10 protein-coding genes are annotated in these 12,659 nt (G+C 52.0%); 8 read left to right on the top strand and 2 right to left on the bottom strand.

Annotated elements, in window-relative coordinates; genetic code table 11:
• Positions 1-25 precede the first annotated feature (25 nt).
• From rlmD to eno, 5 genes are all read left to right on the top strand, one after another.
• Positions 26-1,324, top strand: a complete 1,299-nt coding sequence (gene rlmD, locus ACHHZ7_RS05275) for a 23S rRNA (uracil(1939)-C(5))-methyltransferase RlmD (RefSeq protein WP_395148723.1) — start codon at positions 26-28, stop codon at positions 1,322-1,324.
• Between the two features lie 100 nt (positions 1,325-1,424).
• Positions 1,425-3,659, top strand: a complete 2,235-nt coding sequence (gene relA / locus ACHHZ7_RS05270; RefSeq protein ID WP_003825690.1) for a GTP diphosphokinase — start codon at positions 1,425-1,427, stop codon at positions 3,657-3,659.
• Positions 3,660-3,789: 130 nt separating this feature from the next.
• Entirely contained in the window at positions 3,790-4,581 is a 792-nt protein-coding gene (gene mazG, locus ACHHZ7_RS05265; protein ID WP_003825693.1) for a nucleoside triphosphate pyrophosphohydrolase, read from the top strand.
• A 350-nt stretch (positions 4,582-4,931) separates the two neighbouring features.
• On the top strand, positions 4,932-6,569 hold the full coding sequence (gene pyrG / locus ACHHZ7_RS05260; protein ID WP_003034127.1) for a glutamine hydrolyzing CTP synthase: 1,638 nt from the start codon (positions 4,932-4,934) through the stop codon (positions 6,567-6,569).
• A gap of 87 nt (positions 6,570-6,656) precedes the next feature.
• On the top strand, positions 6,657-7,955 hold the full coding sequence (gene eno / locus ACHHZ7_RS05255) for a phosphopyruvate hydratase (protein ID WP_003034129.1): 1,299 nt from the start codon (positions 6,657-6,659) through the stop codon (positions 7,953-7,955).
• A 55-nt stretch (positions 7,956-8,010) separates the two neighbouring features.
• Here eno and ACHHZ7_RS05250 read toward each other — a convergent pair whose 3' ends face one another.
• A complete protein-coding gene (locus tag ACHHZ7_RS05250; RefSeq protein WP_395148720.1) occupies positions 8,011-8,835 on the bottom strand; it encodes a MurR/RpiR family transcriptional regulator in 825 nt (274 codons plus the stop codon).
• A gap of 165 nt (positions 8,836-9,000) precedes the next feature.
• Between ACHHZ7_RS05250 and ACHHZ7_RS05245 the strand changes: the two genes are divergently transcribed.
• The 3 genes from ACHHZ7_RS05245 to queE all read left to right on the top strand — a co-directional run bounded on the left by ACHHZ7_RS05245 (position 9,001) and on the right by queE (position 11,989).
• A complete protein-coding gene (locus tag ACHHZ7_RS05245; RefSeq protein WP_060683778.1) occupies positions 9,001-10,557 on the top strand; it encodes a maltose/glucose-specific PTS transporter subunit IIC in 1,557 nt (518 codons plus the stop codon).
• The gene (locus ACHHZ7_RS05240) at positions 10,557-11,246 is read left to right on the top strand and encodes an N-acetylmannosamine-6-phosphate 2-epimerase (protein WP_048225328.1); all 690 of its coding nucleotides are present in this window, start codon (positions 10,557-10,559) and stop codon (positions 11,244-11,246) included. Before ACHHZ7_RS05245 ends, ACHHZ7_RS05240 begins: the two co-directional genes overlap by 1 nt.
• Positions 11,247-11,317: 71 nt before the next feature.
• On the top strand, positions 11,318-11,989 hold the full coding sequence (gene queE / locus ACHHZ7_RS05235) for a 7-carboxy-7-deazaguanine synthase QueE (RefSeq protein ID WP_003034139.1): 672 nt from the start codon (positions 11,318-11,320) through the stop codon (positions 11,987-11,989).
• Between the two features lie 90 nt (positions 11,990-12,079).
• On the opposite strand, the gene queD is transcribed toward queE, so the two are convergent.
• The gene (gene queD / locus ACHHZ7_RS05230) at positions 12,080-12,442 is read right to left on the bottom strand and encodes a 6-carboxytetrahydropterin synthase QueD (RefSeq protein ID WP_060683313.1); all 363 of its coding nucleotides are present in this window, start codon (positions 12,440-12,442) and stop codon (positions 12,080-12,082) included.
• Between the last annotated feature and the right edge of the window lie 217 nt (positions 12,443-12,659).

The raw sequence follows: 12,659 nt of genomic DNA, 5'->3' as shown, positions 1-12,659 counted from the left end.
TGTTAAATAGAGAAATATCTCGTCGATGGCGCAATTCTACTCTGCAAAACGACGCGTGACGACGCGTCAGATCATAACCGTTACCGTCAATGACCTTGATCCTTTCGGTCAGGGCGTCGCTCGCCATAACGGAAAGGCGTTGTTTATACCGGAATTGCTACCCCAGGAAAGCGCCGAGGTGGTGATTACCGAAGATAAAAAACAGTTTGCCCGCGCGCAAGTAAAACGACGTTTAAACGACAGCCCGCAGCGTGAAGTGCCACGTTGCCCGCATTTTGGCGTGTGCGGCGGTTGCCAGCAGCAGCATGCCAGCATCTCATTGCAGCAGCGTAGCAAAAGCGCAGCGTTGTCGCGTTTAATGAAATGTGAGGTGTCGGATGTTATAGCTGATGCACCGTGGGGCTATCGTCGTCGCGCACGTTTGAGTCTGAACTATCGGCCAAAAGAACAAAAATTGCAGATGGGGTTTCGCAAATCCGGTTCCAGCGACATTATCGATGTCAAACAATGCCCTATTTTGGTGCCCCAGCTTGAGGCGTTATTGCCCCATCTCAGAGCGTGTCTGGAAAGTCTGCAAGGGTTACGCCATCTTGGCCATGTCGAACTGGTGCAGGCGGGAAGTGGAACCCTGATGATTTTGCGCCACACGGCGCCATTGAGTGCTGCGGATAAAGAAAAACTGGAATGCTTTTCGCATTCTCAGGGGCTGTCTTTGTTTCTGGCCCCGCAAAGCGAGATAATGGAATCAATATCAGAAGAATCGCCCTGGTATGATTCAAATGGACTACGGTTAACCTTCAGCCCGCGCGATTTTATTCAGGTCAATGAAGGGGTAAACCAACAAATGGTCGCCCGTGCGCTGGAATGGCTTGATGTGCAACCTGAAGATCGTGTACTCGATCTGTTCTGTGGCATGGGAAATTTTACCCTACCGCTGGCAACTCGGGCAGCAAGCGTGGTTGGCGTAGAAGGTGTTCCTGCGTTGGTGGAAAAAGGCCGAGAAAACGCGCTGAATAACGGATTACACAATGTGACATTCTTTCATGAAAACCTTGAGGAAGATGTTACCCGACAGCCGTGGGCGAAAAACGGATTCGACAAAGTATTGCTCGATCCTGCGCGTGCGGGGGCTGCAGGTGTGATGCAACATATTATAAAATTAGAACCTATACGCGTTGTTTATGTATCCTGTAACCCAGCAACGCTGGCTCGTGACAGCGATGCTTTGCTCAACGCTGGATACGCCATACGGCGACTGGCGATGCTCGATATGTTTCCGCACACTGGACACCTGGAATCAATGGTCCTGTTTGAGCGTTTGTAATGAATTTTGTACCCATTGGATTTCGGGTTGTAATGCAGCATGAAAGACAATGGGTAGGGCTTGTCGACTTCGACAGGCCTGGCCCCTTAAGGAGAGGACAATGGTTGCGGTAAGAAGTGCACATATAAATAAAGCTGGTGAGTTTGATCCAAAGAAATGGATCGCGAGTCTGGGGATCTCCAGCCAGCAGTCGTGTGAACGCTTAGCCGAAACCTGGGCGTACTGCCTCCAGCAGACACAGGGGCATCCGGATGCGGATCTGCTGCTGTGGCGTGGCGTGGAGATGGTAGAAATTCTCTCCATGTTGAGCATGGATATCGACACGCTGCGTGCAGCAATGCTGTTCCCTCTGGCTGATGCCAACGTGGTCAGTGAAGACATCCTGCGCGAGAGCGTGGGCAAATCCATTGTTCATCTTATCCACGGTGTGCGTGATATGGCGGCGATACGCCAGCTTAAAGCCACGCATACCGATTCAGTTTCTTCCGAGCAGGTCGATAACGTCCGTCGCATGCTGCTGGCAATGGTGGATGACTTCCGCTGTGTGGTCATCAAGCTGGCAGAGCGGATTGCCCATCTGCGTGAAGTGAAAGATGCGCCGGAAGATGAACGCGTTCTGGCGGCAAAAGAGTGCACCAATATCTATGCACCGCTGGCCAACCGTTTGGGAATCGGGCAATTAAAATGGGAGCTGGAAGATTATTGCTTCCGTTATCTGCACCCGGCTGAATACAAACGCATTGCCAAGCTGCTGCATGAACGTCGTATCGACAGGGAACATTACATTGATGAGTTCGTCGGTCATTTGCGCTCAGAGATGAAAACGGAAGGCGTCAAAGCCGAAGTGTATGGACGTCCGAAGCATATCTACAGCATCTGGCGCAAAATGCAGAAAAAGCAGTTGGCCTTCGATGAACTGTTCGATGTACGCGCAGTGCGTATCGTGGCAGAGCGTTTACAGGACTGCTATGCCGCACTCGGGATAGTACATACTCACTATCGCCATCTGCCGGATGAGTTCGATGATTACGTTGCAAATCCGAAACCCAATGGCTACCAGTCAATCCATACGGTTGTACTGGGGCCGGGCGGGAAAACCATCGAAATTCAGATCCGTACAAAACAGATGCACGAAGATGCCGAACTGGGCGTCGCGGCGCACTGGAAGTACAAAGAGGGCACCGCTTCAGGCGCGGCGCGTTCTGGTCATGAAGATCGTATTGCGTGGCTGCGTAAGCTGATTGCCTGGCAGGAAGAGATGGCAGATTCCGGTGAAATGCTGGATGAAGTTCGTAGCCAGGTCTTTGATGACCGCGTGTACGTCTTTACGCCAAAAGGCGACGTTGTGGACTTACCTGCGGGCTCCACGCCGCTCGATTTTGCTTACCACATTCATAGCGATGTGGGGCATCGATGCATTGGCGCGAAAATTGGTGGGCGCATCGTACCGTTTACCTACCAGCTGCAGATGGGCGATCAAATTGAAATTATCACCCAGAAACAGCCAAACCCAAGCCGCGACTGGCTGAATCCTAACCTTGGCTACGTAACCACCAGTCGTGGGCGTTCGAAGATCCACGCCTGGTTCCGTAAACAGGACCGCGACAAAAACATCCTTGCTGGTCGCCAGATCCTCGACGATGAACTGGCGCATTTAGGTATCAGCCTGAAAGAGGCGGAAAAACACCTGCTGCCGCGCTACAGCTTCAATGAGCTGGACGAGTTGCTGGCGGCGATTGGCGGAGGAGACATCCGCCTCAACCAAATGGTGAACTTCCTGCAGGCGCAGTTTAATAAGCCAAGCGCTGCCGAACAGGATGCCGCCGCGCTGAAACAGCTTCAGCAGAAAACGCAGGCACCGCAGAGCCGTCGTAAAGACGACGGTCGTGTGGTGGTGGAAGGGGTAGGTAACCTGATGCACCACATCGCCCGCTGCTGCCAGCCGATTCCAGGCGATGAGATTGTCGGGTTTATTACCCAGGGACGCGGTATTTCCGTGCACCGGGCGGATTGTGAACAGCTGGCTGAGCTGCGCTCCCATGCGCCGGAACGTATTGTTGATGCAGTCTGGGGTGAAAGCTACTCGGCAGGGTATTCGCTGGTGGTTCGCGTCCAGGCCAACGATCGCAGCGGCTTGTTACGTGATATCACCACGATTCTCGCCAACGAGAAGGTGAACGTGCTGGGAGTTGCCAGCCGAAGTGATACCAAACAACAGCTGGCCACCATCGATATGACCATCGAAATTTATAACCTGCAGGTGCTTGGGCGCGTGCTCGGCAAGCTGAACCAGGTACCGGATGTGATTGACGCACGTCGCTTGCACGGTAATTAATTATTTTGTAGGCCGGATAACCTTGTAGGCCTGATAGGACGCGTTAGCGTTGCCATCAGGCATTGCTATGTTGCCGGATGTCGGCTATCGCCTTATCCGGTCTACTGTATTGAAATTTCAGGACATTCCAATGAATCAAATCGACCGACTGCTCGGTATTATGCAGCGCCTGCGCGATCCGGAAAACGGCTGTCCGTGGGACAAAGAGCAGACATTCTCCACTATTGCCCCATACACCCTCGAAGAAACCTATGAAGTGCTGGACGCGATTGCGCGTGAAGATTTTGACGACCTGCGCGGAGAGCTGGGCGACCTGCTGTTCCAGGTGGTGTTTTACGCCCAGATGGCGCAGGAAGAAGGACGCTTCAACTTTGATGATATTTGTGCTGCGATAAGCGACAAGCTTGAACGCCGTCATCCACATGTTTTTGCTGATGTTTCTGCCAGTAACAGTACTGAGGTTTTGACCCGTTGGGAAAAAATCAAAAGTGAAGAACGCGCCCAGAAGGCACAGCATTCCGCACTCGACGATATTCCCCGCAGTTTACCGGCATTAATGCGCGCCCAAAAAATCCAGAAACGCTGCTCAAATGTTGGCTTCGACTGGAAAACGTTAGGACCGGTTGTCGACAAGGTTTACGAAGAGATCGACGAAGTCATGTTTGAGGCTAAGCAGGCTGTTGTCGACCAGGCTAAACTGGAGGAGGAAATGGGCGATCTGCTGTTTGCTACGGTTAATATGGCCCGGCATTTAGGCACTAAAGCAGAGACCGCATTGCAGAAAGCGAACGAGAAGTTTGAGCGGCGTTTTCGTGAAGTTGAGCGAATTGTGGCTTCGCGCGGTCTGGAAATGACTGGTGTTGATCTGGAAACTATGGAAGAAGTCTGGCAACAGGTAAAACGGCAGGAAATTGATCTCTAAGGGATTTCGTCGGTCAAGGGCGATTTGTGTGATTTTTTAAATAACAAGCGCTTGATTTACGTCAAAAACATTTACCCAAAAGAGGCTATTTTCTCTTCCCGTTATGTTGATGAAACACCTTGTATACTGCCTCTTCGAGTTATTCGAGTCGCAACAAGGCGGCGACTGAAAGAATCCCCAGGAACATAGAAATGCTATGTGACTGGGGTGAGTGAAGGAAGCCAACACCGGTGCGGCTTGAAGAACGAAGGAGAGGGGATAATGAAAGTTTGTGGCGCTCGTCATGTTCGGGTATACTACTTTCCCGTCTTGGTAATTCCATCGTTTCACCCTAACTTCTCAGGTCCAGCATGACAACGAACTATATTTTTGTGACCGGCGGGGTCGTATCCTCTCTGGGAAAAGGCATTGCCGCAGCCTCCCTGGCAGCCATTCTTGAAGCCCGTGGCCTCAATGTAACCATGATGAAACTGGATCCGTACATCAACGTCGATCCAGGTACTATGAGCCCAATCCAACACGGGGAAGTGTTCGTTACCGAAGACGGCGCTGAAACCGACCTGGACCTGGGTCACTATGAGCGTTTCATTCGTACCAAAATGAGCCGCCGCAACAACTTCACTACGGGTCGTATCTACTCCGACGTTCTGCGTAAAGAGCGCCGTGGCGACTACCTGGGCGCAACAGTTCAGGTTATCCCGCACATCACGAATGCCATTAAAGAGCGCGTTCTGGAAGGCGGTGAAGGTCATGATGTTGTTCTGGTCGAAATCGGCGGAACCGTTGGGGATATCGAATCTCTGCCGTTCCTTGAAGCGATTCGCCAGATGGCCGTAGAAATTGGCCGTGAGCACACGCTGTTTATGCATCTGACGCTGGTTCCGTACATGGCGGCGGCAGGTGAAGTCAAAACTAAACCGACTCAGCACTCTGTAAAAGAGCTGCTTTCTATCGGTATTCAGCCAGATATCCTGATTTGCCGCTCCGATCGCGCAGTTCCGGCTAATGAACGTGCAAAAATTGCATTGTTCTGTAACGTTCCGGAAAAAGCGGTGATTTCTCTGAAAGATGTCGATTCCATCTATAAAATCCCGGGCCTGTTGAAATCTCAGGGCCTTGACGATTATATTTGTAAACGATTCAGCTTGAACTGTCCGGAAGCTAATCTGTCAGAATGGGAACAGGTTATCTACGAAGAAGCGAATCCGGCAGGCGAAGTGACTATCGGTATGGTCGGCAAGTACATTGAACTGCCGGATGCCTATAAGTCAGTTATCGAAGCGCTGAAGCACGGTGGTCTGAAGAATCGTGTCACCGTCAACATCAAGCTGATCGATTCGCAAGATGTCGAAACGCGTGGCGTTGAGATCCTGAAAGGTCTTGATGCAATCCTGATCCCGGGCGGCTTCGGCTACCGCGGTGTTGAAGGTAAAATCGCGACGGCGCGCTTTGCGCGTGAGAACAATATTCCTTATCTGGGCATTTGCCTGGGTATGCAGGTTGCGTTGATTGAGTTTGCACGTAACGTAGTGGGTATGGACAACGCCAACTCCACGGAATTTGTGCCAGACTGTAAGTACCCGGTGGTGGCCCTGATTACCGAATGGCGCGATGAAGACGGCAACGTCGAAGTCCGTACCGAGAAGAGCGATCTGGGCGGCACAATGCGCCTTGGTGCGCAGCAGTGTCAGTTGAGCGACGATAGCCTGGTTCGTCAGCTGTACGGCGCGCCGACAATTGTTGAACGCCATCGCCACCGTTACGAAGTCAACAATATGCTGTTGAAACAGATTGAAGCTGCGGGTCTGCGTATTGCAGGCCGTTCCGGTGATGATCAGTTGGTCGAGATCATTGAGGTACCGAATCATCCGTGGTTCGTGGCCTGTCAGTTCCACCCGGAATTTACTTCCACGCCACGTGATGGGCACCCGCTGTTTGCCGGCTTTGTGAAAGCCGCCAGTGAACATCAGAAGCGTCAGGCGAAGTAAGAAGTAAATAAGTTAGAACGGCAATGCACCCCTTAGGGTGCATTGTTTGTCTGGAGTTTTAGTTTAACTTGTACTGAGGAAAATCTAATGTCCAAAATCGTTAAAATCATCGGTCGTGAAATCATCGACTCCCGTGGTAACCCGACTGTTGAAGCCGAAGTACACCTGGAAGGTGGTTTCGTTGGTATGGCAGCAGCTCCGTCAGGTGCTTCTACTGGCTCCCGCGAAGCACTGGAACTGCGCGATGGCGACAAATCCCGTTTCATGGGTAAAGGCGTACTGAAAGCTGTTGCAGCTGTTAACGGCCCAATTGCTCAGGCTCTGCTGGGTAAAGATGCTAAAGATCAGGCTGGCATCGACAAGATCATGATCGATCTGGACGGTACTGAAAACAAATCCAACTTCGGTGCAAACGCCATCCTGGCTGTGTCCCTGGCGAACGCCAAAGCAGCAGCAGCTGCAAAAGGCCTGCCGCTGTATGCACACATCGCTGAACTGAACGGTACTCCGGGTAAATACTCCATGCCGGTTCCGATGATGAACATCATCAACGGTGGTGAGCACGCTGACAACAACGTCGACATCCAGGAATTCATGATTCAGCCGGTTGGCGCTAAGACTCTGAAAGAAGCTGTTCGTATGGGTTCTGAAGTGTTCCACAACCTGGCTAAAGTTCTGAAAGCTAAAGGTATGAACACTGCAGTTGGTGACGAAGGTGGCTACGCGCCGAACCTGGGTTCCAACGCTGAAGCTCTGGCTGTAATCGCTGAAGCGGTTAAAGCAGCTGGCTACGAGCTGGGCAAAGACATCACCCTGGCGATGGACTGTGCAGCTTCTGAATTCTACAAAGACGGTAAATACGTTCTGGCTGGCGAAGGCAACAAAGCATTCACCTCCGAAGAATTCACTCACTTCCTGGAAGAACTGACCAAACAGTACCCGATCGTGTCCATCGAAGATGGTCTGGACGAGTCTGACTGGGACGGTTTCGCATACCAGACTAAAGTACTGGGCGACAAAATCCAGCTGGTTGGTGACGATCTGTTCGTAACTAACACCAAGATCCTGAAAGAAGGCATCGAAAAAGGCATCGTTAACTCCATCCTGATCAAATTCAACCAGATCGGTTCTCTGACCGAAACTCTGGCTGCGATCAAAATGGCGAAAGACGCTGGCTACACCGCTGTCATCTCTCACCGCTCTGGCGAAACTGAAGACGCTACCATCGCTGACCTGGCTGTTGGTACTGCTGCAGGCCAGATCAAAACTGGTTCTATGAGCCGTTCTGACCGCGTTGCTAAGTACAACCAGCTGATTCGTATCGAAGAAGCTCTGGGTGAACAAGCACCGTACAACGGTCGTAAAGAGATCAAAGGTCAGGCGTAATCCTGTTCTTTAACTCTTAACGTAAAAACCCGCTGCGGCGGGTTTTTTTATGCTCTTAAAGCAGTAGAGGAAGGGTCGCGCTGGCGGTTTGCTGGCTCACATTACTGTACTTTTCATCCAGAGCAATCAGCGACGTAGTCAGTAGTTCTACCAACAGCATCACTCCCACCTTGGCGTTTAGCGCGCCAGCACTCAACGGACCTTCTGGTTTGGCTGCGACCAGTTGAATATCACTCAGCGAAGCCAACGGGCTGCGCGGCGTATTACTTAACGCCAGTACGCGCACGCCTTGCTTACACGCCAGTTTAACGACATGCAGTAGATCGCGCGTCGAGCCGGAACTGGAAATCGCTACCACCAGCGTGTCTTTGTTAAGCGTTGCGGCATTCATGGCTGCACGATGCATGTCACTGAACAATTGTGCAGGTTTGCCGAGGCGCAGGAGTTTGTAATGTAAATACTCACCCAGAATAGCGCTGGCCGCTACGCCATAAATCTGTACCGACTGGGCCTGATGCAGCGCCAAAGCGGCGGATTCCAGTAATGTCCTGTCGAGTAATTTTGCTGTGTCCTGCAGCGCTTGTACGGATTCATTGACCACATTGTCAATCTCATCTCCGCTGTGCTCTACCGGCTGTCCTTGCTGGAGATCGAGTGCCAGCGCCATTTTGAATTCGTTATAACCCTTACACCCTAGTGCGCGGCACAGACGTGTGACGCTCGCCTCGCTGGTGTCACTTTCACGCGCCAGTTCGGTAATCGTCAGGTAGATAACTTTTGCCGGATCGCTGAGCACAAACTCTCCCAGCTTCTGCTGTGTTCGGCTATATCCGTCAACGCCCTGGCGCAATCTCAGCAGCAGGTTTTCATTTTCTGACATGCAAAATCCTTAATGCGTTTATCTGTTGATAGTGTGGCGGAAAGCAGGGGAGAGATGCCAGTCATTTTAAAAAAGTATGATCGGCTTCCTGGATTTTGATGATAATTTTCATTTTATAAATTAAATATGGTAAAAATTTTCATCATTAATCGGGGAGATGAAAAAATGATGCAAATGTTTAGCGGCGCTTCATCGGGCGCATGGTTCGAAAAGGCACAGCGGTTCGGCAAATCGTTCATGCTGCCGATTGCGGTACTGCCCGCTGCGGGGCTGTTGTTAGGGATTGGCGGCGCGCTGTCGAATCCAAACACATTGACTGCTTATCCATTTTTGAACGTTGACTGGTTACAGGCAATCTTCACGATCATGACCAGCGCAGGTTCTATTGTGTTTGCCAACCTGTCGGTGCTCTTTGCGGTAGGTGTCGCAGTGGGACTGGCGAAAACGGATAAAGGCACCGCCGGGCTTGCGGCATTGCTGGCATTTCTGGTGATGAACGCCACCATCAACGCTTTATTGACGCTCAACGGAACGCTGGCACACGAGAATCCCGGTGCCGTAGGCCAGGGGATGACGCTGGGTATTCAGACACTGGAAACGGGTGTGTTCGGTGGGGTGGTGATTGGGCTTGTCACCTGCGCGCTGCATAGCCGTTTCAATAAAGTCTCATTACCTCAGTTCCTTGGTTTCTTCAGCGGTTCGCGCTTTGTACCGATTATTAGCTCCCTTGCCGCGATTGTCGTGGGTGCGGTCATGACGGTGGTTTGGCCGCATTTCCAGAAACTCATTTTTGGACTGGGTGGTCTGGTGGATGCGACAGGCTATCTGGGGACGCTGTTGTACGGCTTCATCCTGCGTATGCTTGGCCCACTGGGTTTACACCATATCTTTTATTTGCCGTTCTGGACGACAGCGCTTGGCGGTAGTGAAATCGTCAACGGCCAGTTAGTTGAAGGTACGCAGCGTATTTTCTTCGCGCAACTTGCCGATCCGAATACGCAGCAGTTCTATGCGGGCACCTCGCGCTTTATGTCCGGGCGCTTCATCACCATGATGTTTGGCCTGCTTGGCGCATGTCTGGCGATGTACCACACCGCCAAGCCTGAGAACAGAAAACTTGTCGCTGGTCTGCTGTTGTCAGCGGCCCTGACCTCTTTCCTGACAGGTATCACTGAGCCTATCGAGTTCTCCTTCCTGTTTGTCGCACCCGTGTTATACGTCATTCACGCCTTCTTCGATGGTCTGGCGTTTATGATGGCGCATATTTTACATATCACCATCGGGCAAACCTTTTCGGGTGGGCTTATCGATTTCCTCCTCTTCGGCGTGCTACAGGGGGAAGCTAAAACCAACTGGATGTACGTCCCCATGGTGGGGATCCCGTGGTTCTTCCTTTACTACTTCACCTTCCGCTATTTGATTAACCGCTTTAACTGGTTGACGCCTGGTCGTGAAAACGCAGCGCCGACTGAATCCGGCCTGCCGCAAAGTGAGCGTGCTGCGGCCGTAATTACTGGGCTGGGAGGCAAAGAGAATCTGGAAGAGGTGGACTGTTGCGCCACACGTCTACGCGTGACGGTGAAAGAGAGCAGCAAGGTTGATGAAGCGGCGCTGAAAGCGACCGGAGCGCGTGGCGTAATTATTCGCGGCAACGGGGTTCAGGTGATTTATGGCCCGCATGTCACCATCATTAAAAACGAAGTCGAAGAGATCTTATCGTAATGAAAACTGTACTGGATTCCCTGAAAGGTAAATTAATCGTCTCCTGCCAGGCGCTGGAAAATGAGCCCCTGCACAGCCCGTTTATTATGTCACGTATGGCGCTGGCGGCAGCGCAGGGCGGTGCGGTAGGTATTCGTGCAAACAGCGTGGTGGACATTCGCGCGATCAAAGAGAGCGTCTCTCTACCGGTGATTGGGATTATCAAGCGTGATTATCCGGATAGCGATGTCTTTATCACGGCCACTTTACAGGAAGTCGATGAACTGATGACCGTTGAGCCGGAAATTATTGCTCTGGATGCGACAGCGCGCCCGCGCCCCGGTGGGCAAACGCTGGAAGAACTGGTTACGCAGATCCGCGCTCGCTATCCGTCCGTACTGCTGATGGCGGATATTGCCACCGTAGACGAAGCGGTGACCGCCGAGCGCCTGGGCTTTGACTGTGTGGGCACTACGCTCTACGGCTATACCGCTGATACTGCCGGGCATGTGCTGGCGGAAAACGACTGCGGTTTTTTACGTGATGTGTTGGCTGCGGTTAGCGTACCGGTTGTGGCGGAAGGGAACGTTGATACTCCTGAACGTGCTGCACGATGCCTGGCATTAGGTGCCCATACCGTGGTGGTTGGTGGGGCTATCACGCGTCCGCAGCAGATAACGGCACGCTTTGTCGCAGCGATCGCCTCGTAAAGCATCGATGGGGCATGATACTTTGGCGGGGATCTGCGATAATTATCGTTTATCCCCATATTGAGAGCGCTATGCAGTACCCGATTAACGAGATGTTCCAGACCCTGCAAGGTGAGGGTTACTTTACCGGCGTCCCCGCCATTTTTATTCGTTTACAGGGATGCCCGGTTGGCTGTGCCTGGTGCGATACCAAACACACCTGGGATAAGCTTGAGGATCGGGAAGTCTCCCTGTACAGCATCCTGGCCAAGACCAAAGAAAGCGATAAATGGGGTGCTGCGAGCAGCGAAGATCTGCTGGCGGTCATTTCGCGTCAGGGCTATACCGCCCGTCACGTGGTGATCACCGGTGGCGAGCCCTGCATTCATGACCTGATGCCGCTGACTGACCTGCTGGAAAAGAACGGCTTTAGCTGCCAGATTGAGACCAGCGGCACGCACGAAGTACGCTGTACGCCGAATACCTGGGTGACCGTATCGCCGAAGGTGAATATGCGCGGTGGCTATGATGTGCTGTCACAGGCGCTGGAGCGCGCGAATGAAATCAAGCATCCGGTTGGCCGCGTCCGCGATATTGAAGCACTGGATGAACTGCTGGCGACGTTGAGTGACGACAAACCGCGAATCATCGCCTTACAGCCAATCAGCCAGAAAGAAGATGCGACGCGTTTGTGCATTGATACCTGTATTGCGCGTAACTGGCGTCTGTCGATGCAGACCCATAAGTATCTGAATATTGCCTGATAACTGTGCCGGGGGCGTTTCGCTTACCCGGCCATAGTTTATTGCTCGTTGCAGGCCGGATAAGACGCGTTGCCATCCGGCAAGCTACAATCACTCGCCGCGATAAACGCAGCCCGCTGTGCAGGTTTCTTTCACCATTACAGCACTCAGCAGAGGGACCACAGGTTTAACCTGATCCCAAATCCATTTGGCCAGCACTTCGCTGGTTGGATTTTCTAAGCCAGGAATATTGTTCAAATAGTAGTGATCGAGTCTGTCGTAAGTCGGCTTAAACGCGGCTTTTAACTCAGCAAAATCCATGATCCAACCGGTATGCGGATCGACTTCACCGGTAATTTCAAGACGCACCATAAATGAGTGACCATGCAGGCGGCCACACTTATGCCCTTCCGGTACATGCGGCAGGTGGTGAGCGGCTTCGAAGGTGAAATCTTTAAACAAGGTGGTGGACATTTTTTACTCTCAAGAATGCGAAAAACCGCGGTAGGGTACCGTAAAGAGCAAATTTTATCATTATTTATACACGTCATTCTTTAAGCTGCTTCTTTGTTGGCTGCCTTTGCTCGCCCCAGTCACTTACTCATGTAAGCTCCTGGGGACTTGCTCAGTTGCCGCCTCGATGCATCTTAAATTATTTAGTGTATAAAAGGATGCTCAGTACCAAAGCTAC

Source organism: Citrobacter freundii complex sp. 2024EL-00216, assembly GCF_043945515.1.
In the GTDB taxonomy this organism is placed as follows: Bacteria; Pseudomonadota; Gammaproteobacteria; order Enterobacterales; family Enterobacteriaceae; genus Citrobacter; species Citrobacter portucalensis.
This window is presented reverse-complemented; position numbering and strand designations above follow the sequence as displayed.